Source organism: Catenulispora sp. GAS73 (genome assembly GCF_041262085.1).
Lineage (GTDB): Bacteria > Actinomycetota > Actinomycetes > Streptomycetales > Catenulisporaceae > Catenulispora.
On the sequence record NZ_JBGCCM010000004.1, the window covers coordinates 48,323 to 71,923 of the forward strand.

Consider the following 23,601-nt stretch of genomic DNA (forward strand, 5'->3'; position numbering starts at 1 on the left):
GCGAGCCGGCGGGTATCCGGATCCCAGGCGGGCAGCGGATCTCCCGGATTTCATCAGGTTGCTGGAGCAGCTGAGGATTTCGTGCGGTATGCCTTCGTACCGCACCTTGGCCAAGAAGGCGGGGGCGCGCCTGACGCCGGCGCGGCCGCTGTCGCACGTCACCCTGAGCGAGATGTTCGATCCGATGCGGCGGCGGCTGGATCTCGATCTGGTGGTGGCCGTGGTGGCGGCGCTGGGGATGAGCGAGTCCACGGTGGCCCAGTGGCGGCAGGCCTGCGTCCGGGTCCATGCCGACGCCAAGACCGGCGGGGCGTCCGGGGTGCTTCGGCAGCTGCCGGCGGATCTGCCGACCTTCACCGGGCGGGTGCGGGATCTGCACGAGCTCACGACGGCGATCGAGGCCGCGCCCGGGCACGGTGGCACGGTGGTGGTCTCGGTGATCGAGGGTATGGGCGGCATCGGGAAGACGCAGCTCGCGCTCCGCCTCGCGCACACGCTGGTCCGCGCCGGACGTTACCTTGATGCGCAGTTCTACGTGAACTTGCACGGGTTCGACCCGGAATATCCTCCGGCGGATCCGTGCACTGTGTTGGGGGCGTTCCTGAGGCAGTTGGGGGTCGCCCCGCAGAACATTCCCGATGTGCTCGACGAGCGGGCGGCGATGTTCCGTGACCGGTTGTACGGCCGGCGTGCGCTGGTGGTTCTGGACAACGCCGGAAGCGAAGAGCAAGTCAGGAGTCTGATCCCGGCCGGCCCGGGCTGTCTCGTGCTGGTCACGAGCCGTCGGAGTCTGGCCGGCCTGGACAACGCGTTTTCGCACCGTCTGGACGTGTTCAGCTCGGAGGAGGCCACGACGCTCCTGGCCCGGATCGCGGGCGCGGACAGAGTCGCCGCGGAACAGCAGGCGGCGGGTGAGATCGTCGCGCTGTGCGGCGGGCTGCCGCTGGCGGTCGCTCTGGCCGGCGCGCGGCTGCGTTCCCGCCCCGCTTGGACATTGGGGGACTTGCTGGGACGCCTTCGTGTCGACCGGATCGACGGGTTCGGGCCCGCGTCGAACACGCCGAGACCGGTCTTCGAACTCTCCTATACGACGCTGGACCCCGGGGCGCGGCGGATGTTCCGGCTCCTGGCGGCGCATCCGGGGCGCGACGCCACCGCCGAGTCGGCGGCCGCGTTGCTGGGGACGACCGTGGGCGACGCACTGGATCTGCTCGAAGGGCTCACCGACGAGTATCTACTTGAACAGCGCAGGGAGGGTCGGTACGAGTTCCACGACCTGCTGCGCACGTATGCGATGGAGAAGCTTGCGTCTGAGGAGTCCTCGGAGCTCCGTGACGAGGCTCTGGGGCGGGTGCTGTCGTGGTACGCGGTGTCTGCGATAAACGCCGACAGCGCCATCGGCTCCGACGGCTATCGTCCGGGAGTTCCTGACGGAATCGCTTGTGCGAGGCCTGCGACGTTCTCGGACGCGGCCGCGGCGACGGCCTGGTTCGACCAGGAGCTGCCCAACCTGACCGCGAGCGTCGAGGTGGCATCCGGGCAGGGGTACGGGCTGCTCTGCTCCCGGATATCCGCCGCGATGAAGCGACATCTGTACTTCACGGGTCGTCTCAAGGAGATCATCGAGCTTCGCCTGCTGGGCCTGGACGGCGCCCGCGCCTCGGGGGACGCGTACGGGGAGGCCCTGGCTCTGGCCCACCTCGTCACCATGGCGGAGCTCGGCCGGGTCGAGGAAGCCGAGGCGTACTTCGCGGCGGCGTTGGCGAAGTACCGCGAAGTCGGCGACGAAGCCGGCCAGGTGTTCCTCATGAGCTACATGGTCTTCTGCATGACCACCGCCGGCCGCACCCAGGAAGCCCTTGCCGTAGCAGCGGAAACGCTTCCGATCGCGCGCAGGGTCGCCGAGCCGGTCCTGCTCGCCAGCGCCCTGAGCAACTACGCCACCTGCCTCCACGACCTCCGCCGCCCCAAAGAAGCGCTGGAGTACGTGCTGGAGGCGGTCGCGGCGATGCGATCGACGACCAACGGCCTCCCGCACGCCATGGCGGTCCGCAACCTCGGCTTCACCTACCTGGTCCTGCAACGCCACCAAGAGGCCTACGTCAGCTTCACCGAAGCCACAACACGCTTCCACGACGCCGGCGACCTGTACCACGAACTCGAATGCGTTCACGGCCAAGCCCGCGCACTCCACGCGCGGGGAAGCACCCCCGCGGCCCGCGACCATGTGGCCGGCACCACCGCGATCCTGGACAAGCTCGACGAGCCGACGGCGGACCGGCTGCGCCGCAGGCTTGAGCGCTCGCCGATCCGGTATGACGAGCGGATCGATGTTGATCCGACGGCTCGGGCATGAGGGATTCGGTCAGCGCGCCGTCCTGAAAAACGGATGAGCCTGCGCCTCCGGAATCGTCGGATCGAGCTCGGCGGCGGTACCTCCGCCCGGCAGCCACGCCGGCGTCGGTATCGATCGCCACGGCAGTGGCGTCACGGTCTCGTGGTCGGGCCACTGCCAGCGGCCGTCGGCCGGGGCTGGCTGATGCGCGAGGCAACGGCTGACCGAACACTCCACGGTGTTGAGGTACCACAGGGCAACCTTGGGGTCGCCGGTGAGTTGGACGTCGAGGACGGCCAGGGCGAGTGCGCCGACGTCGCATGTCAGGGCACCCCATCGGTGCCGGTCGTCCACGTAGCGCAGGTACGGTGCCACCAGGTCCGGTCCGGCTTCCGGACAGCGCGCGGCCGCGTGCATCGCCAGGCGGATCAGCAAGTTCGTCATCGCCGGCGTGCGATGCGGCTCGAACACCGTGCGGTCGGCCGTCGAGCGCGGAAAGCGCCGGTAGAAGTCGTCGGAGACGTAGACCGGCTTACGCATGCTGTCGCCGGTGCGGGCGATCATCTGGAAGCGTCCCCCGAACTGCGACCATTCGTCGGCCATCGCGATGATCGTCTCCGCCGTGTCGGCGCCGTCGGGCAGAACCCGATGCGCCGCCGGAAGTACGGTGGGCAAGCGCAGTTGCCATACGGTGGCCACCTCGAACACATCGCCTCCCGGTGCGTATTCGCTCTTCTTCACCGCCGATGTCGCGCAGGGTTTGCTGGCTTTTCACCTGACTGAATCCGATTGGTATGGCTGAAATGCCCCATGGCAGGTCGCGCTACGCGTCCACGCGGGTGGCTATGTCAGGCGTTATCGAGACACGTGCGCTGGAGAGATCACCTCAGGGCTCTGACCCGCGGAGTTCTGAAGCTTCTTCGTGTTCTGATGCCTGTTCCAGATCCGCGGCGAGTTTCCGGGCAACCTGAGTGGCCCAGGCACGGGTCGGGTGGTCGGTGGCACCCAGCAGATGGTCCCGGCACGTCACTGATCGGGAGCCGCCGGATTTCCTGGGCTGTCATCATACGATGAAAGTTGAAGACGATCCCATCGTCTTCCCTTTTCATTACCCAGAATGTAGCGCTTCCGGGCTTCCGTCGCGTCGCATCGGCCGTCCCGTGTCGTCGTATCAAATACCTCTACACATTATTCTTCTATGTGTTCGGCGGGAGGCTGCTGCGTTCGGGCTCGGGTGAGAAGTCCACCCCTTGGTGGTGGGCCTCGTGCGGTCCAGGCCTGCTCGGTGGCCTGGAGGCACACCAGAGCAACGACCCTCTCAATTCCCCGGTGGGTCCCTGAGACGGCGTAACGCCGTTCACTCGTTAGTGATTAATAACTCTTCGGTCAAGCCTTCCGCGTGCGTTTTGATTCCCATTTTCAGGGCTATGGTTCCACTTTCTCTAGTTCCGCTCATACGCAAAAGTCCGAGATCGATCTCGGTGGTCGAAGGGTTCAAAAGGCCGATGAATGGATTCTCGGATTTAAGGCGCAGGTGCGGGACATGTCGAACCATCTCTGAGAGATTCTGGGGTCATCATGAGAGCTAGCTTGTCTGCGAGATCTCACCGCCATGGGTTCGCCGCCCGGGTCAGCGGGGGTTTGCTCGCATCGCTGGTGGTCGCCGGGGCGGCGCTCCTTCCGGCTCGCGTGAACGCCGCCACGGCGGTCGGGCTCGGGACTGCCGCGACTTACGCGGTGCTGGGCGGTCAGGGCGTCACCAATACGGGACCCACCACGATCACCGGGGACTTGGGTGTGAGCCCTGCGGGGCCGGCCTCGGTGACCGGCTTTCCTCCCGGCACGGTCGCCGGAGCCGTCCACGCGGCCGACGCGGCGGCACTGCAGGCGCAGTCGGACCTGACCATCGCCTACAACAACGCGGCCGGCCAGCCGTCGAGCGCCGCGATCGCGGGGGATCTCGGCGGTCTGACGAAGGGGCCGGGTGTGTACACGGCCTCGTCGTCGATCGGGCTCACCGGGACGCTCACGCTCGATGCGCACGGTGATCCCAACGCGGTGTTCATCTTCCAGATCGGGTCGACGCTGACCACGGCCTCGGCCAGCCGGGTGCTGCTGATCAACGGTGCCCAGCCGTGCAACGTCTACTGGCAGGTGGGCAGTTCGGCGACCCTGGGCACGGGCACCACGTTCGTGGGCAACATCCTGGCCCTGACGTCGATCTCGGTCACCACCAGCGCGACGATCGACGGCCGTGCCCTGGCCCGGAACGGGTCGGTCACGCTCGACACCAACACCATCACCCGTCCGACGTGCCAGACGGGCGGGACCACCGGTGGGACGACGGGTGGCACGACTGGTGGTCCGACGACGGGTGGCACGACGACCGGCGGCCCCACGACCGGTGGCACAACTGGTGGCCCGACGACGGGCGGCACGACGGGTGGCCCGACGACCGGTGGCACGACCGGCGGTCCGACCACTGGTGGCACGACCGGCGGCACCACGGCCGGGACGACCGGAGGCACCACTGGTGGCACGACTGGCGGCCCGACCACTGGTGGAACGACCGCGGGCACGACCGGCGGCACCACTGGTGGCACGACCGGTGGCCCGACCACTGGTGGGACGACTGCGGGCACAACCGGTGGCACGACCGGCGGGACCACCGGTGGTACGACCGGCGGCACCACGGCCGGGACGACGGGCGGCACGACTGGCGGTACTACGGCCGGCACGACCGGCGGCACAACCGGTGGGACCACGGCCGGGACGACTGGCGGGACCACGGCCGGCACCACCGGCGGCACAACCGGTGGGACCACAGCTGGCACCACAGCCGGCACGACCGGCGGCACCACAGCCGGTGAGTCCGCATCAGGCGGCAAGGAACTGGCCCACACAGGCACCGACGCCCTCGTCCTCATCCCGCTCAGCGCAGTCGCCCTGATCGGCGGCACGTTGCTGATCCGCCGTCGGCAGTCACACCGCGCCTGACGCGATACCGCATGTAAGGCCCGCGCGACTCCCCGGCCCGGCACCCAGGGCCGGGGAGTTGCCGCACGGACAAGGAACAATCCAGTGAACAACATCAGCACTGCGGCTCACCACGCCGCCGGCGAAGGGTACGCGCCTCCGCCCGAGCCCGTCGTGCCGCCCGGCGAGGGCCGACAGCTGTCACGGCCCGCAGAGCTCATCGTGGCCGGTGCGGTCGCGTTGTGCCTCACGGCAACCCTCGTCCATGTGGCCTCGGTGTTCCTGTTCGTCGCTCCGTCGAACACCGTCTCCCGGCTGTATCAGAGACAGATCAACGCGTGGGTCTACCCCTACTTCGAGCAGGATTGGAAGCTGTTCGCCCCGAATCCCCAATCCGCGCGGCAGCAGATCTCGGCGCGCGCCTCGATGACCGCCTCGGACGGAACGCCCCGTCCCGGCGATTGGGTCGACCTGACTGCTGTCGACGACGCAGCTGTACGGCACGACTTCTTCCCGAGCCACACCGCGCAGAACATGTTGCGCCGGGCCTGGGCCGCCTACGCCGACGCGCAGGGCGCCGACGGCCAGGTCTCGTCCCCGCGGGCCCTCATGCTGCAGGAATACCTCCGCAACATCGCCGTGCAACGCATCAGCGCGCACAGCCACACCACATTCAATGCCGTTCAACTACGCGTCACCTCGACGCCGATCCCGCCGCCGGGCGGCGCCGACCAGCCGGCCGCGCCCGCGCCCGCCCCCAGTATCAGGCTCCTGCCGTGGTGGTCGGTGACGTCACATGAGCGCTGACCAGATGAGGACTTTGCCCGGCCCGGCAGCCGACGCGGCAGCCCCGGCACCAGACCTGATCACCAGGGCGTTCACCTGCCTGACCGAACGGCCCATCTCGCTTCACGCAGCAAGCGTGCTCCGCATCGGATACGGCCTGCTGTACCTGGTGTTCCTGCTGCGCGAGTTCCCGAACCGGGACGAGATGTGGGGGCCCGCATCGCCCTGGACCCCGTCCCTGGCCCGCGAACTCGAAGGACAGAGCGGCTGGCACAGCATCCTGACTCTGTCGGACAGCACCGCCTACTTCCAGACCTGCTACGCGCTGGCCCTGGTCACGGCCGCCCTGTTCATGCTCGGCTGGCACACGCGGGCGATCTCGATCCTGTTCGCCATCGTGGTCACGTCCTTCCACAGCCGCTACCTCTTCATGACGGACGGAGGCGACAATCTCACGGTCCTGATGGTCATGTACCTGACGTTGACCGACTGTGGGCGGTGTTGGTCACTGGACGCCCACCGGCGAAGGCTCCGGACGTCCGCACCCGTAATGAGACCAGCGGTCTCGGCTCGCACAGGTCCTTTGCCCGTAAGGCAGCAGGCGGTCCTGGTGCGGCGGTTGCTCAGCACGCTGCTGCACAACTGCGGCATGTTCGTCATCGCCGCTCAGGTCTGCATCCTGTACGGGGCGGCCGGCTTGTACAAGGTGCAGGGAAGCATGTGGCGTGACGGAACCGCGATGCACTACGTCCTGAACCTCGACCTGTTCCAACCCTGGCCTGGACTCTCCCACCTGGCCGACAGCCACCAGGTGCTCGCCGCGATCGCCGGGTACCTGACCGTCCTGGTTCAGGTCGCCTTTCCCTTCGCCCTGTTCAGCAGGCTCAAGTACGTCCTCCTCGGCGCCCTGCTCAGCATGCACATCGGGATCGCGGTCCTGCTGGGGCTGCCGGAGTTCTCCGGCGCGATGATCGTCGCAGACGCCGTGTTCCTGCCGGATCGGCTTCTCACGCGCTCGCATCGGGGCGTCGCCATGCCCGGCTGGATTCACGCAGGTGAGACCCTATAGTAGGGCTTCTTTCCGTTGTCAAAGGTCTGAGAGTCGGACGTGCCGCCGACGGTCAGTTGCCGCCGTGGGATTCGCAGTGCTGGTGGGAATCAAGGCGAGGTTCTCGCTCGCGACCGCCGTACTCGCGGCGGAGCCGGTGTGCTGCCGCGCTCCACAGCGTCCGGGCGCCGGTCATCGCGAACGGGGCGAGGTCGTCGCGGGCGAACCAGGCGTACTCGTCCGCGGCGCGCATCGAGGACAGCCACGAGCGCAGAGAAAGGCTCTCGTTCCGCCGGTAGGTGAGCATGGCGATCGGGTCGTAGTTCTCGACGGCCAGTGTCCGGCCCGGCACCGCCTCCCCCGGAGGGAGGGCGCGTCCGGTGAGGTCCAGGTGCATGGCCCGGACGAGGTCGATGCCGGCCGAGTCGTGGAACAGCCGGAACTGTGCGCCGAGGCGGGGGTTGAAATCCACGAGCCGGTAGCTGTCGTCGCGCGGGTCCCAGCAGTAGTCGAGGCTGACGATTCCTCGGTAGCCGAGCCCGGTCAGCAGGGCGATCGACTCCTCGCGGAGCCGCTGGTTCGGCGTCCACCGGCCGTAGCTGGTCAGGCCGGCGTAGGCCGGGTAGGAGCGCACCTTGGTTCCGGTGTGGCCGAACAGGCAGCGTGAGTCGGCGTCGAAGTAGCCGTGGAAGAACCAGTCCTGGCGTCCGCCGGTCGCCGTCGGCGCGAGGTATTCCTGGAGCAGGAGGCCGGTGTCCGGGCCGTCGCCGGTCGCCCGGCGGACCTGCTCGCCCAGTGCCAGCAACTCCGCCCGGCTGTGGACGATCGAGGTGCTTCGCACGTTGGTGCTTTTGTCGGCCGCCCAGAAGCGGTTCACCTTGGCCATGACCGGGTAGCCGCAGGAGTCCGCGAAGGCCGTGGCCTCGGCGGCGTCGACCGGGACCGCGGTGGCCGGATGGGGAGCGCCGGCGGTGCGGCAGATCTCGGCGAGGGTCGCCTTTCCGGCCGCCCGGCGCGGCAGGTCGGGCGGGGGCTTGGGAAACAGATAGCGGGGGCGCAGTTTGTCGCCGTACTCCGCGAGGAAGATCGCTCCGGCGTCATCGGTGGTGATCAGGACGGCCGGGCCGGGCAGCCGGTCGGCGAGCCGGTCCAGCAGGTCCAGGACGTCGTCCGGGTGGGTGCCGGCCGGCATCGGGGACACCGGGCGGCGTGCGTAGCGGGACAGCGCGGCCGGGGCGAACCGGTCCTCTCGCATGGTCCAGACCGGTATCCCGAGCCTGCCCAGGCTGCGGATCACCCCGAGCCCGCCGTGATGGAAGACATTGCGGTCCAGCCTCAGGAGCACGGCCTCGGTCGCGGTGTCCGCGTCCAGCGTGGCCTCCGTCACGCGCGCCATTGGACCATCCGATCCGGGCGCGAACACGCTGCCGCGCGACCCCTCGAATGGGATCCCCATAACTCGCGGCTCGGCGCCCCTGCATCTGACATGCGCGCAGCTTAGTACCCAGGTGGCGGTCGTTTGGACAGCGTTTATCAATCAGAGACGACAGCTTTGCCAGCTCCGCGGTGGGTATGTTTGGGGCGATGTGAAGCGGCCCGTTCGTGGCGGCACGTCTGTACCCACCGCTCCGTGTCCGGACCCCATATGCGCGCCGCGCCGCCGCGGTCTGCCAAGCCTCGCGACGGACGCAACCGCACCAACTGAAAAGACGGACGAGACGATGGATCGGTCACTGCTGGCGGACTTTCTCCGGGCTCGCCGCGAGGCGCTTCAGCCGGAGGACGTCGGCCTGCCACGCGGTTCGCGGCGTCGTGCCGGCGGGCTGCGCCGTGAGGAGGTCGCGGTGCTGGCCGGCATGTCGGCCGACTACTACAGCCGGATCGAGCAGCAGCGCGGTCCAACGCCGTCCGAGCAGATGCTCGCCGCACTCGCGCAAGGGCTGAAACTCAGCCCGAGCGAGCGCGAGCACCTGTTCGCGCTCGGCGGGCATTCGGCACCGCGGCGTGTCCTGCGCGACGAGCGCGTCAGTCCCGCCATGCGGCGCATCGTCGAGCGCCTGTCGGACACGCCCGCGATCGTGTTCTCCCAGTTCGGCGAGACCTTGCTGCAGACCCGCGGGGCGGTTGCCCTGTTCGGTGACTACACGGGTTTCAGTGGGATGTCCCGCTACCTGGTCTATCGCTGGTTCACTGACCCGGCGCAGCGCGCCATCTATCCGCCCGAGGACCACGACCTTCGCGGCCGGGTCTTCACCGTGGATCTGCGGGCGGTGTACACGGCCGACCCCGCGGGCACCGCCGGCGAGATCGTCGAGGCGCTGCTGGCGGTCAGTCCCGAGTTCGCCGAGGTCTGGCGCCGGCACGAGGTGGACGTGACCCACCATCACGAGCTCAAGCGCTACCTGCATCCGGAGCTGGGCGAGTTGGAGATGCACAGCTGGCGGCTGGTGGATCCCGACGAGAGCCAGGACTTGCTGGTCTTCATGGCCGAGCCCGGTTCCCCGAGCGAGGAGAAGCTTCAACGCCTGACCGTCGTGGACGGTGGCGGTGTCGCCCCGGTGATCTGAGCGCCCGTGTCGGTGCTCGGCGGTGCTTGTCGGCGCCGGCACGGCAGCCCACATCCCGGACCGGTTGTCCAGGGACAAGTTGTCCGTGGACAAGGTGGGCCTTCATCCGGTTCCCGGTTCGCGCCACGCTTGACCCATCGGACGCTGCGGCGCTGGTAGAACACCAGATCCTCCTGGTCTTCACGCTCCGCCCGCAGGTCATGCGCAAGCCAGCTTGCTTCAGATTCGAAGCATGCTATGGTCAGCAAGTGCTTCGAAAGCGAAGCACTTGCCGAGAAGAGAAGAGAGTTCGCGATGAAGGCAGTGCGTTTCCACGAGTACGGCGACCCGAGCGTTCTGCGCTACGAGGACGTCGAGCAGCCCGCCCCCGGACCCGGCCAGGCCTTGATCAGGGTCGCTGCGACGTCCTTCAACGGGGTCGACGGCAATATCCGCGCCGGGTTCATGCAGGGCCCGATCCCGGTGAAGCTCCCGCACACCCCGGGCATCGACGTGTCCGGCACGGTCGCCGCGCTCGGCGAGGGTGTCGATGGTTTCGAGGTCGGTGAGCGGGTCGTCGGGTTCCTGCCGATGGCGGAAGCCGGTGCGTCCGCGGAGTACGTCGTGGCCCCGGCCGATATCCTCGCGTCGGCGCCCACCAGCGTCGCCCTCGCCGACGCCGCAGCGCTGCCTACCGTCGGCCTCACCGCGTGGCAGGCGCTGTTCGACCACGCGAAGCTCACGGCGGGCCAGCGCGTGCTGATCAACGGCGCGGGCGGGGCGGTCGGCGGCTATGCCGTGCAGCTGGCCAAGGACGCTGGCGCGTACGTGATCGCCACGGCAAGCCCGCGCAGCAGCGACCGAGTCAAGGCCGCAGGAGCAGACGAGGTCATCGACCACACCACCACAGCGGTCGACGCGGCGACAAGCCCGGTCGACGTGGTGCTCAACCTCGCGCCGATCGAACCGGCGCAGCTGGCCGGACTGCTCGACCTGATCCGACCGGGCGGTGTCCTGGTGAACACCACCGTGTGGATGCCCGCGCCCAGCGACGAACAGCGCGACGTCCGCGGCATCGACCTGTTCGTCCGCAGCGACGCGCAGCAGCTGACGCACCTCGTGGAGCTGGTCGATCGCGGCGAGCTGCGTGTCGAGGTCGCCCGGCGGGTTCCGCTGGCCGAACTGTCGGCCCTGCACGCCGACGCCGCCGCGGGCAACCTGCCCGGCGGCAAGGTCGTCGTCCTCGCGCCCGATGCCCGATGCCCGATGCCAACCTGACCGACGCTTGAAGGAGAGACCGCAATGCTCCCCGCTGACGACCCGTCCCGTCCGTTGACCGTGGCGAACCCCGACGACCCGAGCACGACCTACATCTCGCTGGTGGGCAACACCTACGCCATGCTGATCACCGGCGAGCAGACCGACGGCCGATACTGTCTGATCGACATGCGCATCCCCGACGGAGGCGGTCCGCCGCCACACCGTCATGACTTCGAGGAGATGTTCACCATCCTCGAAGGCGAGATCGAGTTCACCTTCCGCGGCGAGAAGCACACCGTCCACGCCGGGTCCACGATCAACGTCCCGGCCAACGCGCCGCACAACTTCCGCAACGTCTCCGGCGCGCCGGCCCGCATGCTGTGCATGTGCACCCCTGCCGGCCAGGACGAGTACTTCATGCGCATCGGTGACGTCGTCACCGGCAAGGACGCGCCACCGCCGCAGCTGTCGCAGGACGAACTCGTACAGCGCCGCCGCCTCGCGGCCGAGCTGGCCGGGACCTACCGAAGCGAATTCCTGTAGCTCACCGCTTTAAGACGAGTTCGATCTCGATGGCCGGGACGCCGAGCGCTTCCTTCTCCGGACCGTAGATAGATCCGGCGGATGTTGGCGAGTCGTTGCTCGCGCGGGCTGTCGGGGTTGACTCGTACCGGGCCCTCGGTGTCTGCAGCCCCAGGAATGGCGTCCTCGAATCACCGAACGGGGGCGCGGACCTTTTCCAACAGTGACCTGGCGTCGACGGCCTCCGGAACTTCGAGATCGTCGAAGATCGCGCAGGCGGGTTCGAGGATTTCAACTACTGCGGTGCTGTCAGCCCCGGTCGCCTGACGGCAGCGGGCGATACCGAACCGGGCTCCGGCTTCGCCGTGCAGATCACCAGCGTTCTGCGCGATCGTCAGGTAGTCGCCGAAGACTTCTAGTGCCTCCGTGTATTGGCCGAGCGCTTCATGTGTCTCAGCCAGATTGTGCAGCGCGAGGCTCAGTGCGTTCATATCGCCGTCGGCGAGGTGAAGGGCGCGTTTGGCGTGCAAATAGGGTAGTGCTTCCTCGAAACGCCCGAGCATGCACAGGCATCCGCCTACCTTGTTCAGCGCCGAAGCCTCCCGAGCGCGATCGCCGGCGCTCCGAGCCAGGTCCAGTGCTTGGAGGCTGTACCGCAGGCCGTCCTCAGGCCGTCCGCTGATGACGTAGGCGTGCGCGAGACGGCCCAATGTCGTGGCTTCGCCGGCCGCGTCGCCCAGGTCGCGGCTCAGATCGAGTGCGCATTCCAGGTGTTCGACGGCATCGTGGGGGCGGCCGCGCTCCGCCAGGACGCTGCCCAGGTCGCTGAGGATCCAAGCTTCACCGGTCCTGCTTCCGGCGGCCCGGGCGCAGGCGAGTGCCGTTGAGTGGATCCGTTCGACCTCGGCGAACCTGCACCGCAGCCGCAGGTACATCGACACCGTTCCGGCCAACTGCCAGGGGTAGTCGGAGCCGGACATTTCACAGGCTGTGGCGAACAGCGCGGCGAGGTTCGGGTACTCCTGGTCGTACCAGGACAAGGCCTGCGCGCTCTCCCGGAAATCGCCTACCGCGGCGAGTTCCCCAAGTGGCGGCGCGTGGCGGGTGGGACTGATTGCTGACGCTGCCGCGTGGGCCTGGGCCAGATACCAGCTCAGCAGTCGTTCGACGGCGGCGGTCTGCTCGTTCTCGGGTGTCTGCTTCAAGAACAACTCGACTGCGTAGGCTCGCAGCAGGTCGTGCAGTTCGAAGCGTCCAGGCGTCTTCTCCTGGATCAGATACTCGTCGAGAAGGCGTTGCAGACAGCGGTCGGCCCGCTCGGGGTCGACCCCGGCCGCGACCGCCGTCGACGCCGCGGTGAAGTCTGGCCCGGGGTGTGCCCCCAACGCACGGAACACGCGCTGGTCGAGGTCGGGCAGCCCTCGATACGACAGCTCGAATATCGGGACGAGGGATCGGGTCCCGGCGGCGAATCCTTCCAGCCCTCGTTCCAGCCGTCCGGAAAGGTCCGACAGACTCCAGGTCGGCCGGGACCGCAGACGCGCCCCGGCCAGCGAGATCGCCAGCGGCATGTATCCGCACATCGCCACGATGTTCTCGGCGGTCGCGGGCTCGGCGTCGACGCGCTCCTTGCCGACGATGCGAGCGAGCATCGTGATCGCCTCGTTCTTGTCGAACACTCCTAGCCGGCACAGGTGTGCTCCGTCGAGGCCTGCGAGGCTGCGACGCGAGGTGATCAGTACCAGGCAGTCCGGGCCTGCCGGGATCAGATCTCGGACCTGGTTTTCGTCGGCGGCGTTGTCCAACACGATCAGCGCCTGTCTTCCGGCCAGCCGGTCGCGGAACATCACGGCACGCTCGTCGATGTTCGCAGGGATGTGCTGGTCGGGCACGCCCAGTTGCCGGAGGAAGGCTTCCAGCACCGACGAAGGGCTGGCCGGCGGTTGATCGGGGTCGAAGCCGCGCAGGTTCACGAACAACTGGACGCCGCCGTAGTGGCCCGCGCGCAGGAGCTCGTGGGCAGCGTGCACCGCCAGCTCGGTCTTGCCGATGCCTCCCATGCCTTCGATCGCCGACACCACGACAGTCGTCGCCCGGTCGCGCGCGGGGGCGGTCGCGGCCTCGACGAGATCGCGGAGGGGGATCTCACGTCCGGTGAAAGTGGCCAGATCCGCCGGCAGCTGCCGGAACACCCCTGTCGGCCCTCCGGCTTTCGCGTCTCGCTGGATCCTCAGGTACGCCTCGCGCCAGCGGTGGACCGTGGGCTCGTCGGCTGTCAGCGCTCGTACGACGGCGGTCAGCAGATCTTGGTCGAGACGCCGGCGCTGCGGCTGGAACAGGGTGGCGACTGTGGAGTGGGCCAGCACACGCGGCGGGCGCAGGAGTGGACCCACCTTGCGGGCCAGCGTTCTGTACGACGGCTCCCCGCACCGGATCCGCAGCTGGTCCAGCAGGCTGGCGTAGTCGGTCAGGTCCGTCGCCTTCGCCGGGTCGGGAGAGGCCTGCTTGTCAGTGTTCGACGATCCGCCGTCCATGGCTCAACATCTTACGAGCGTTCAGGGTTGTCCCGGATTCGGGTCTCACAGTGGACCGGCGGGTCACTCTGCGGCGGCGGCTTTTCGTTCGGCGTCCGCCGAGCGGGCCAGCGGCACGCGCAGGTCCGCCCTTCACCGATCGCGCCGTTCCGCGGACGCGGTGTGACGGACGGTGGTTGAATGGCAGCGGGCGGTCGCGGGGTGGGACGGGACGGTCACGGCGGGACCTCGGGTCCGCCGTCGTGGAAGTGATCGCGACCAGACGCTGGGGTACCGGCATGTCGAACGAAGGTGGCGACTTATCCGTCGCCGACGGAGCAAGTGAGTTGGTTCACGCTGAGAGGCGTTTCCGCGCGTTGCTGGAAGCGGCGCCGGACGCGATGGTGATCGTCGACCGGTCCGGGCGCATCCTGCTGGTCAACGCGCAGACCGAGTGCATGTTCGGCTACGAGCGCGCCGAACTGCTCGGGCAGCCGGTCGAGCAGTTGGTGCCGCCGCGGTTCCGCGGGCCGCACCAGTTCCACCGCCAGGACTACAGCACTCGTCCGCAGGTGCGGCCGATGGGTGCCGGGCTGGAGCTGTTCGGGCTGCGCAAGGACGGCTCGGAGTTCCCGGTCGAGATCTCCCTGAGCCCGCTGCAGGACGACGACGGTCCGCTGTTCTCGGCGGCGGTCCGTGACGTGTCCGAGCGCCGGGCCGCGGACAAGAAGATCCGGGACCTGGCGGCCATCGTCTCCTCCAGCCAGGACGCGATCAGCACCATGACCCTGGACGGCCGGATCACGTTCTGGAACGCCGGCGCCGAGCGGCTCTACGGCTACGCCGAGGCCGAAGCGGTCGGCCGGACCATGGCGATCCTGCTGCCGGAGGACTGCCGCGCCGAGTACGAGGACCTGATCGGCCGCCTGGCGGCCGGCGAGCAGGTCGAGCACGTGGAGACGTTGCGGGTGGCCAAGGGCGGCTGGCTGGTCGACGTCGATGTCACCTTGTCGCCGTTGCGGGACGGGCAGGGCGTCGTGGTGGGTGCCGCAGCCATCGCGCGCGACATCTCCGAGCTCTCCCGCGCGCAGCGAGAGCTGACCGCGCTGTACCAACAGCAGCAACACATCGCCCTGACTCTTCAGCACGCGCTGATGGGAACTCCTGTCCAGCCGCCTGGTCTGGAGACGGCACACTGCTACCTGCCGGCCACGGCCGGCGCCGGTGTCGGCGGCGACTGGTTCGACACGGTGCCGCTCCCGGACGGCCGGGTCGGGGTCCTCATCGGCGACGTCATGGGCCGCGGGCTGGAGGCCGCGGCCGTCATGGGGCAACTGCGCTCGGCCGCCAACGCCCTGGCCCGCACCGGCGCCTCGCCGAGCCGGTTGATGCAGACCCTGGACACCATCGTCGCGGACCTTCCCGACCAGCTGGTCACCTGCTGCTATCTGGTGATCGACCCGGACTCGGGCAAGGTCGTGGTCTGCTCCGCCGGGCACCTGCCGATCCTGGTGGTCGCCGAGGACGGCGGCGCGGCCTACCGGCTGCCCGCTCCGATCTCGGTGCCGCTCGGCGTCGGGGGCTCGGTGCACCGCGAAGCGCAGCTGTCCGTGCCGCAGGGGGCCATGCTGGCGTTCTACACCGACGGTCTGGTCGAGACCCCGCGCAGCGACATCGACGAGCGCATCGGCGCCTTGGGGGCGGCACTGTGCGCGGCGTCCAGGGCCGGCCACAACCTGGAGCTGACGGTGAAGTCGGTGCTGGAAGCGCTCATGGTCGACGGCGCCTGCGGGGACGACGTGACCCTGGTCCTGGTCCGCATGCCCGAGGCCCCGAAGGCGACGGCCGTCGTCGACCTGCCGTGCAAACAGCGCAGCGTGGCCGTCGGCCGCGAGTTCGCGGTGGCGACCGTCGACACCTGGGACTGCCCGGACGCCGAGACCCGAGACACCGTCGAGCTGCTGACCTCCGAGCTGCTGACCAACGCCGTCCGCCACGGGCGCGGCGGCGCGGTCACCCTGCGGCTGCTGGGCTTCCACGACCGGGTGACGGTCGAGGTCACCGACTGCAGCACCCGCGGACCGCAGGCGCGCCGGGCCGGCGCGGAGGACGAGTCGGGCCGGGGTCTGATGCTGGTCGAGGCGCTCGCGCAGGCGTGGGGGACCAGACCGAGCAGCGGGGGCAAGACGGTGTGGTGCACCGTCGCGCCCCCGCGGGGGTGAGTCGGTCGGCTTCCATGCCGGCCCCATACCGACCCCGGCCCGCTCCTCACGCCTTCTCCAGTTTCGAGGTGCTGGCCGGGCTGCCGGCCAAGCTGCTGGTGGAATCCACCGAGCTCGCCGACCTGGTGGTCATCGGCGGCAAGGCCCACAAGGGCCACGATGGGGATGCGCGTCGGTGCCGTCGCGCACAGCGTGCTACATCACCCACGCTGCCCGGTCGCGGTCGTCCCTGAGCACTGATTCTCCGAGCACTGATTCTCCGAGCAACACAGCGAGCGACACCGGCCGAGGTGATGCCCTTCTTGATGAACCCGGAGTCAGCGACGATTAGGCCCTGACGCTGGACGCCGCACTTGGCGCACCCCCACCACCGCCGCGTTCAGGCGCTTGACGGCCTTCGAGGTCAACCGCCACCCCCGGATCGCCCAGAGTCCGACGGCCCCCCAGGCCCCGTCCGCCAGGACGATCCGGACGTTCTGCACCTGGTTCGGGGACAGCTGGTACTTGTTCGGCTCGGTGCCGCGGAGCAGCGACAACTCCGGAACGCCTCGTTCGGCGGCCATCGCCATCGCGGCGCGTGTGAGGGCGACGGACACGTCGACGCGGGATCGCAGGCTCGGCAGATAGCCGTACAGGTAGCCGGCGACCATGGACCGGCCGACGATCAGGAGGTCCGAGGCGACGTGTTCCACCTCCAGCGTCTCCTTGTTCTTCAGCGAGAACTCCGCGAGAACGGTCTGGAAGCCGGTGGTCTCACCGGGCTCGGTCGACTCTCGCAGCACCGCCGTGAGATGGCCCCTGAAGCGCTCCGTCAGGTGCTCCGAGTTGACCGAACGGTCGGCCCACTGCTGACGGTGCAGTTCGAGGAACCTGGCCACCGCGTCCTCGGACTCGGCCGCCGGGACCAGGCGGACCTCCAGGCCGACCCTGTCGAGTTCGCGTAGTCTCCTGCGCAACCGCTGCCGGATCTTGGTCGCCTCGATCGCCTCGACGTGCTCCTCCATCGGCACCCCGGGAAGGGACAAGCACACCTCGCCGGGGATCTCCGTCGCCCCGCTCGGCCAGTCGTCGCGGACCCGGGCCAAGACGCTGCCGGGCCGCACGTCGGGGAAATCAAGGAGGTCGAAGCGCAGCTCGTCGCGTATCGCCGCGGCCAGGCGTCCGAGGATGGTCCGCGCGTCCGGCACGCCGTCGCCCGAGTCGTCGACGAGGACGTCGCAGAAGTCTGACTGCTCGACGCCCGCCGGCCGGAGCACCCGCCACAGCCGCTGCCGGGTGAGGACGAGCGCCGCGGCGGCGACCAGAACACCCTGGTACCGCACGCAGACCAGACACAGGCGGCCGTTCGCCGGCCCATACCACCGGCACCACGACGAGAGCCAGATCCTCGACTGGAACGGAGTCGCCGCCGAGCAGCGTCTGAACAGTTGGTCCCACTCGGTTCCCAGGGTATCGAGTGCGTCGGCTCCCGAGGCGACTTCCGCGGTCCAACCGGTGCCCCGCCTGGTCGATGCCGACATCAGATACCCCGAGGTTTCAGCTGTGGGTTACTCTCCCCAGTAACCGGTGGCGTTCCGACAAAAGCGCCGGTGCGCGTCAGATCCTAGTGTCCTGCGTCTGAAAAATCGTTGAAGAAGCTCCAAGGCGCGCCGGGTACATCCTGCCCGGGATGTGGTGGCATCGCCGCGGTTGGCCTTGTGACCCAGGCGCGGTGCCGCAGCGATCACTGACGCTGCGGCACCGCGCTACATCCGAAGCCGTTTCTTCCGACGGCTCCAGGACCTCCGGCAGCTACCAGCCGGTGTCCCCGGGTCCACGCGTGATGCTGAACCCGCTTCCCGGGTTGTTCAGACCGCCGGAGCCGGTCCCGGACACGGTCACGTAGTTCGCTGTCATCCCGCCGGTCACGTTGCTGACGTTGATGCCGTACGTCCCGGCGCCGTTGATGGACAGGTGGTCGAGTGTCAGGTTACTGATCTGCTTGGCGTAGCTGAGCAGGACGCCTTCGTAGCCGGCCGAGGTGATCGTGTTGCCGCTGACGGTCACCGGTTGGGTGATGTCGTCGAGGTTCGCGTAGATCCACAGCGCTCCGAGGCTGCTGCCCCAGCCGCTGTTGAAGGAGCCGGCGCGCGTCAGTACGTTGCCGTTGACGGTCGTCGGGCCGCTGAAGCCGGCGCCGAAGCGGGTGCTGATCGTGATCCCCGCTCCGAACGCGACGGTGTCCGACACCTGGTTGTCCTCCACGACGTTGCCCGAGCCGCCGTACACGCCGATGCCGTTGGCCTGGATCGGGCTCTGCACGGTGTTGTTCGCCAGGACGCAGTTCGTGACGTTGCCGCCCTCGGTGTCGAGCGCCAGCTGGTCGTCGCCGGTGTTGCGGACGACGGACTGGTCGACGCGCGAGTTCGCGCTGCCGCCGTGGAAGTGGACGCCGTCGGCGAAGACGTCGCGGACGCGCATCCCGGTCGCGTACAGGCCGTTCGCCGGGACGGCCCAGAGCCCGACCTTCAGGTGCTCCATCCAGACGTCGAAGATCAGCGATCCGGGTTGGAACGTCCCCTCGATGCCGGCCGCGCCGCTGTCGCTGTTGCGGTCGGTCTGGTCGCCGCTGATCGTCAGATCGGCGATCTGGTTCACGCCGCCGGACGTGTACAGCCCGCCGCTGCCGTTCAGTGCGGTGGACTGGATGGTCGTGTACCACTGGCCGGCGCCGCGCACCGGGACGCCGTTGATGGTGATCCGCCCGGAGATGTCGTAGGTGCCGGCCGGGAACCACAGGCCCTTGCCGGTGCCGGCGAGCGAGGACAGTGCGCTGTTGATCGCGGAGGTGTCGTCGGCGCCGTTGTTCGGCGTGACGCCGTAGTCGGTGACGGAGGCGAAGCCCGAGGGCATGGTGAACGCCGGATCGACCTGTTCGGTGTCGATGACGTCGAAGGTGTAGGAGGAGGCGGTATCGGCGGCGTCCTTCTGGAGCTTCAGGACGGTGCCGGCGGGCCAGTTGCCGATCAGGGCTCTGGTTTCGTCGTAGAAGTGGTGCGCCGGACCGTTCGACGGGCTGTGCGTGTCGGTGTAGCCGCCGCCGTACAGCCAGCTGAACTGGCTGGTCAGGCCCAGGTCCTGGACCTTGTTGCCGTTGGCGTACAAGGCGATCGGCGCGGTGGCCGTCGAACCGTCGGAGTTGTCGGGGATGGAGTAGCGCACGACGATCGAGTTCGCCGGCCGGGCCAGCGTGATCTGCACGTACTGCCCGGTCGCGGTGAGCTGCACCGCCTGGCGTCCGGTCGATTCCGACTGGATGCTCGGATAGCTCCGGCTCGCCGCCAGAACCGTGCCGTTGGTCTGTGCCGTCGAGGCGACGTATTCGGTGTAGGGGACGGTCGCGCCGACCGCAGCCGGACCCGTCCCGTTGGCGACGGTGACGTCGTCGATGCCGATGTTCCCGGTGTCGCCGGAGTCGTTCTGGAAGCCGATGAGGTTCTCACCGGACCGCAGCGTCAGGTTCAGCGTGCTGGTCAGCCAGCCGGCGCCCGCCGGGAGCGAGAGCTGCTGCTGTTTCAGACCATTGATGTACAGCGAGATGGTCTGAGCCGAGCCGGTGGTGTTGGCGTACCGAAGAGTGACCGCATCCGTTCCGGCAGAAGGAAGGAACGCGTCGATGACCGTGCGCGCGCCCTGCGTCGTGAAGCCGGTCAGGTAGCCGGATCCGTTGTAACCGGCGATGGACGTCGCGACACTTGGCCCACCCGAGAAGAACGCCGTCTCCGCCTCATACGGCTGGCCCGAAGGCGGCGGCGGAGGCGACGAGCTGGAGCTGCTGCTCGTCGGCGACGTGATCGGCGCGACCACGATGTTGTCGAGATTGACGTTGCCGAGGTCAGTGCTGTCGAACTTGTACGAGATCGTGTTGCTGCCGGCGTTCAGCGAGATGGCTTCGGTCTCTGTGGTCCACGTGTTCCAGTCGGCGGTCGCCGGCAGCAGAATCTGCTTGAGCTTGGTGCCGTTGGCGTAGAGCGAGAGCGACATCTGCGCCCCGGTCCCGTTGGCGTACCGCAGGGCCGTGGTCGTGGAACCGGCCGCCGATTCGGTCACGGTGAACGTCGTGTTCGCCGTGCCCTTATCAGTGTCCGTGTATCCACCGACGAAGCCGGTCCCGGTGTAGCCGGTGTGGTCGCTGGCGACGACGGCGCCGCCGGACAACGCCGCGTTCTCAGCCTCGTACTGTCCGGGCGGCGGCGGGGAGACAGGGGCCACCGTGATGTTGTCGAGGTTGACGTTGCCCAGGTCGGTGCTGTCGAACTTGTAGGAGATCGAGTCGGTGCCTGCGTTGAGCGAGACGGTCTCGGTCTCCGTGGTCCAGGTGTTCCAGTCGGTGGTCGCCGGCAGCAGGATCTGCTTGAGCTTGGTGCCGTTGACGTAGAGCGAGAGCGACATCTGCGCGCCGGTCCCGTTGGCGTACCGCAGCGCGACGGTTTCGTTCCCCGCGCTGCTCGCCGTGACCGAGAAGGTCGTGTTCGCCGTGCCCTTGTCAGTGTCCGTGTATCCCGCGACGAACCCCGTGCCGGTGTACCCGGTGTGGTCGCCGGCGACGACCGCGCCGCCGGAAAGCGCAGCGTTCTCCGCTTCATAGGTGGTGCCGGCCGCCGACGCGCTCTGGGCGATCGTCCAGACCGCGACGGTCGTGCACGCGAGGGTCGCGGCCGTCAGCAAGCCGACGGCGGATCCGCGTTTGGATCGGAGCATTGGTCGTACTCCTTACTCGGGATGGGAGGGAATCAGTGTGCGTAGACCTCGAACTCGGAAAGCTGCGCGGCGGGCCAGCCAGTGTTGCCGGTGACGGTCAGCGTCAGCGTGCGCAGGACCGTGGCCGGGAACGCGATCGTGACGGCGTTCCCGCTGGCCGGGTCGAAGGTGTACGAGGCGGAGGCGACCAGAGGTGCCCCGTCGGCCGCGACGGACAGCGTCTCCGTGCGGGCGCCCCAGTTCGGCGGCAGCTTGAGGACGACACGGTCGACGGACGTGCTCTGCCCGAGATCGACCGTGACCGTCTGCGGGAACGTGCCGTCCTGGCTCTCGAAGTACGTGGTCGGGTCGCCGTCGGTCAGCTTGTCCGGACCGCACCACGAGCACTGCTGCGAGCTGGACGTCGCGGTGCGGCCCAGGGCCAGGTCGCCGTTCGGGTCGAAGCCGACGCCCTTGAGCCCCACCACGTACGGACCGGCCGGAGAAGTGCTGTCGATGGTCAGCAAGCCGGTGAAGTTGCCCGACGCCGCCGGATCGAAGCCGACGTGCACGGTGCAGGAGGCGCCGACGGCGATGGTGCCGCAGGGGTCGTCGGCCGTGAACCCGGTCGGGGCGGCGATCCGCTGCACGGTGATCGGCTTCGGCCCCGGGTTGGTGATGACGACCGGCTGGGTGCTGCCGGTGTTCAGCGCCTGGAAGCCGAAGTCGACGCCGTCGGCCTTGTCGATCGACAGCGTGCCGTTCGGCGGGAAGCCGCACGCTGTCCGGTCCCAGCCGAAGTTCGCGCCGCTCTTCGTGATGGCGAATCCGCTGGCGCAGTCGTAGGTTCCGGAGGCGCCCAGACCGAACGCTGCCACGTCCGAGAACGTGGCCGAGCCGGGGGCCTGGAGCTGGACGGCGAACGTCCCGGCCCCGGCGATGGCGACCCGGTCGACCCGGACGCCGGTGATGCTCTTCCCGACGAACTGGATCGCGGCGTAGGAGCTGTCGACGATGGTGTCGTCTTGGACGGAGATCGCGCCGGTCATCGGCGAGTCCGCGGCGTCGAACCAGAGCGCGGCGATCTCGGTCGGGGCGTTGGGGACGAGGTCGCCGGTCCGCAGCAGCAGGTTTCCGGCGATGGTCGTCGTCCCGGCCAGGGGGACGGATCCGAAGCGGTTGCCGACGTGGACGCCGCCGCCCTGGGTCACGGTGTCGGCCGCGAGGTCGTCCTGGACCGCGTTGTCGTGCCCGCCGTAGACCGCGAATCCGTTGGCGAGCTGCGGCTGCACGACGGTGTCGTGGACGAAGGCGTTGTCGTGGTCGGCGTTCTGGTCCGACCACATGGCCATGCCGTCGTCCCCGGTGTTGCGGACGAAGGTGTTCCGCACCGTGGTGTGGCTGACGCCGTCGTGCAGGTTCACGCCGTCCGCGGTGGTGTCCTGGATCCGCGAGGCGCTGATCGTCAGGCCGTCGGCGGGGCCGTCGAGCCACATGCCGGCCTTCGTGTGCTGGACCCACAGCTCATCGACCGTCGAGCCGCCGCCGAGCGAGCCGCCGACGCCGCTGTCGGAGACCGAGTCGTCGCGAATCGTGGTCTCGCCGAAGATCGCGAACCCGGAGAGGTGGACGGCGGTGCTCGGTGTCGGAGCCGCGTCGCCGAAAACGCCGACCCCGGCTCCGTGCAGGACCGAGTACCAGGGGCCGGCGCCCTGCACGGCGACCTTGTCCACGATCAGGTGGCGGGTGACGGTGTAGGTGCCCGGCGGGATCCAGACCGTCTTCTGCTGGGCGCGGCCGGCGTCGATGGCGTTCTGGACCGCCTGGCTGGAATCCGCCGCGCCGGTGGGGTCGGCACCGAAGTCGAGGACGCTCAACGCCCCGGCGGGGGTCCGGGTCCGCGGTGCGGCGACGTTTTCGAAGTCTGCGACGTCGACGGTCGTGGGCTGCGCGGCCGTGACGCGCACTCGCGTCCCGGCCGGGAGCACACGGTTCCCGGCGAACAGGGCGCGAGTGTCGTCGAAGTAGTGGTGTTCGCCGCCGTCGGCGGGGTTCTTGGTGAAGGGGTAATTCCCGTAGAAGTGCGAGAACCGGGCGGTCGTGGTCAGCGGTGCGGCAGTCGCGAGAGGCTTGCCGTCGGCGCTGAGCCGCAGTGCTGAATCGGCGGCGCCGTCGGGCACCGAGTACCGGATGTCGACGGCGTTCGCCGGCCGGGTCAGGACGAACTCGACGTACTGGTTCGCCGCCAACTGAACGGCGCGTCGGCCGGTCGCCTCGGCGGCGAGCTGGGTGAACGCCCGGGAAGCCGCGGTGACGATGCCGTTGGTGGTCGCGTTCGCTGCTGAGTACTCGGTGAACGGGACGGCGGCGCCGGGTGCGCCGGAGAACGCGGGCTGCGGCGTCGTCGCGCGGGCGGACGATGCGGTGAAGGCCGTCGTCGAGGCCAAGCAGATCGCAAGCAAAGCAGCCTGCGTCAAGCGTGGTGTAAGGCGGAGCATCGCTCGGTACTCCTTGAAATGAGGCATGGGGGTACCGTCGCGTGACCCATCGCGCTGGTGGCGGGGTTACGACGGTGTTTCGTAGGGCTGGAAGACTGGCGAAACCGTACGACCCCGAAAGGCTGAAGTCCAGAGGGCAGCGCAAAAAATCGCCAAAATCCACGGACAATCTTGCG

Annotated in this window: 14 protein-coding genes; 8 read left to right on the plus strand and 6 right to left on the minus strand. The window is 68.7% G+C overall.

The features are described 5' to 3' along the window. Positions 1-88 precede the first annotated feature (88 nt). A complete protein-coding gene (locus tag ABH935_RS07225; protein WP_370376999.1) occupies positions 89-2,356 on the plus strand; it encodes an NB-ARC domain-containing protein in 2,268 nt (755 codons plus the stop codon). A 9-nt stretch (positions 2,357-2,365) separates the two neighbouring features. On the opposite strand, the gene ABH935_RS07230 is transcribed toward ABH935_RS07225, so the two are convergent. Beyond that, positions 2,366-3,043, minus strand: coding sequence for a hypothetical protein (locus ABH935_RS07230; RefSeq protein ID WP_370377000.1), 678 nt, complete (start codon positions 3,041-3,043; stop codon positions 2,366-2,368). Between the two features lie 882 nt (positions 3,044-3,925). On the opposite strand from ABH935_RS07230, the gene ABH935_RS07235 reads away from it, so the two are divergent. From ABH935_RS07235 to ABH935_RS07245, 3 genes are all read left to right on the plus strand, one after another. Beyond that, complete coding sequence (locus ABH935_RS07235) at positions 3,926-5,332, plus strand: ice-binding family protein (protein ID WP_370377001.1); 1,407 nt, start codon at positions 3,926-3,928, stop codon at positions 5,330-5,332. Between the two features lie 84 nt (positions 5,333-5,416). Further along, a complete protein-coding gene (locus ABH935_RS07240) occupies positions 5,417-6,118 on the plus strand; it encodes a DUF5819 family protein (RefSeq protein ID WP_370377002.1) in 702 nt (233 codons plus the stop codon). Further along, positions 6,108-7,166 (plus strand): HTTM domain-containing protein, encoded by a 1,059-nt coding sequence (locus ABH935_RS07245; protein ID WP_370377003.1) that lies wholly within the window; start codon positions 6,108-6,110, stop codon positions 7,164-7,166. Before ABH935_RS07240 ends, ABH935_RS07245 begins: the two co-directional genes overlap by 11 nt. Positions 7,167-7,218: 52 nt before the next feature. On the opposite strand, the gene ABH935_RS07250 is transcribed toward ABH935_RS07245, so the two are convergent. Further along, positions 7,219-8,532: a carboxylate--amine ligase gene (locus ABH935_RS07250; RefSeq protein WP_370377004.1), complete on the minus strand. Its 1,314-nt coding sequence runs from the start codon at positions 8,530-8,532 to the stop codon at positions 7,219-7,221. Positions 8,533-8,866: 334 nt separating this feature from the next. Between ABH935_RS07250 and ABH935_RS07255 the strand changes: the two genes are divergently transcribed. From ABH935_RS07255 to ABH935_RS07265, 3 genes are all read left to right on the plus strand, one after another. Next, positions 8,867-9,712 carry a helix-turn-helix transcriptional regulator gene (locus tag ABH935_RS07255; protein WP_370377005.1) on the plus strand — a complete coding sequence of 282 codons (846 nt, stop codon included), beginning with the start codon at positions 8,867-8,869 and terminating at the stop codon, positions 9,710-9,712. A gap of 294 nt (positions 9,713-10,006) precedes the next feature. Beyond that, on the plus strand, positions 10,007-10,969 hold the full coding sequence (locus ABH935_RS07260) for an NADP-dependent oxidoreductase (protein ID WP_370377006.1): 963 nt from the start codon (positions 10,007-10,009) through the stop codon (positions 10,967-10,969). 24 nt (positions 10,970-10,993) lie between these two features. Beyond that, positions 10,994-11,494, plus strand: coding sequence for a cupin domain-containing protein (locus tag ABH935_RS07265; protein WP_370377007.1), 501 nt, complete (start codon positions 10,994-10,996; stop codon positions 11,492-11,494). Between the two features lie 170 nt (positions 11,495-11,664). On the opposite strand, the gene ABH935_RS07270 is transcribed toward ABH935_RS07265, so the two are convergent. After that, positions 11,665-14,007: a tetratricopeptide repeat protein gene (locus ABH935_RS07270; RefSeq protein WP_370377008.1), complete on the minus strand. Its 2,343-nt coding sequence runs from the start codon at positions 14,005-14,007 to the stop codon at positions 11,665-11,667. A 278-nt stretch (positions 14,008-14,285) separates the two neighbouring features. Between ABH935_RS07270 and ABH935_RS07275 the strand changes: the two genes are divergently transcribed. Next, positions 14,286-16,208: a PAS domain S-box protein gene (locus ABH935_RS07275; RefSeq protein WP_370377009.1), complete on the plus strand. Its 1,923-nt coding sequence runs from the start codon at positions 14,286-14,288 to the stop codon at positions 16,206-16,208. A 317-nt stretch (positions 16,209-16,525) separates the two neighbouring features. Here ABH935_RS07275 and ABH935_RS07280 read toward each other — a convergent pair whose 3' ends face one another. From ABH935_RS07280 to ABH935_RS07290, 3 genes are all read right to left on the minus strand, one after another. Next, positions 16,526-17,530, minus strand: coding sequence for a GNAT family N-acetyltransferase (locus ABH935_RS07280; RefSeq protein ID WP_370377010.1), 1,005 nt, complete (start codon positions 17,528-17,530; stop codon positions 16,526-16,528). Between the two features lie 469 nt (positions 17,531-17,999). Then, positions 18,000-20,948: a CBM35 domain-containing protein gene (locus tag ABH935_RS07285; RefSeq protein WP_370377011.1), complete on the minus strand. Its 2,949-nt coding sequence runs from the start codon at positions 20,946-20,948 to the stop codon at positions 18,000-18,002. Positions 20,949-20,980: 32 nt separating this feature from the next. Beyond that, positions 20,981-23,425, minus strand: coding sequence for a glycosyl hydrolase family 28-related protein (locus ABH935_RS07290; RefSeq protein ID WP_370377012.1), 2,445 nt, complete (start codon positions 23,423-23,425; stop codon positions 20,981-20,983). Between the last annotated feature and the right edge of the window lie 176 nt (positions 23,426-23,601).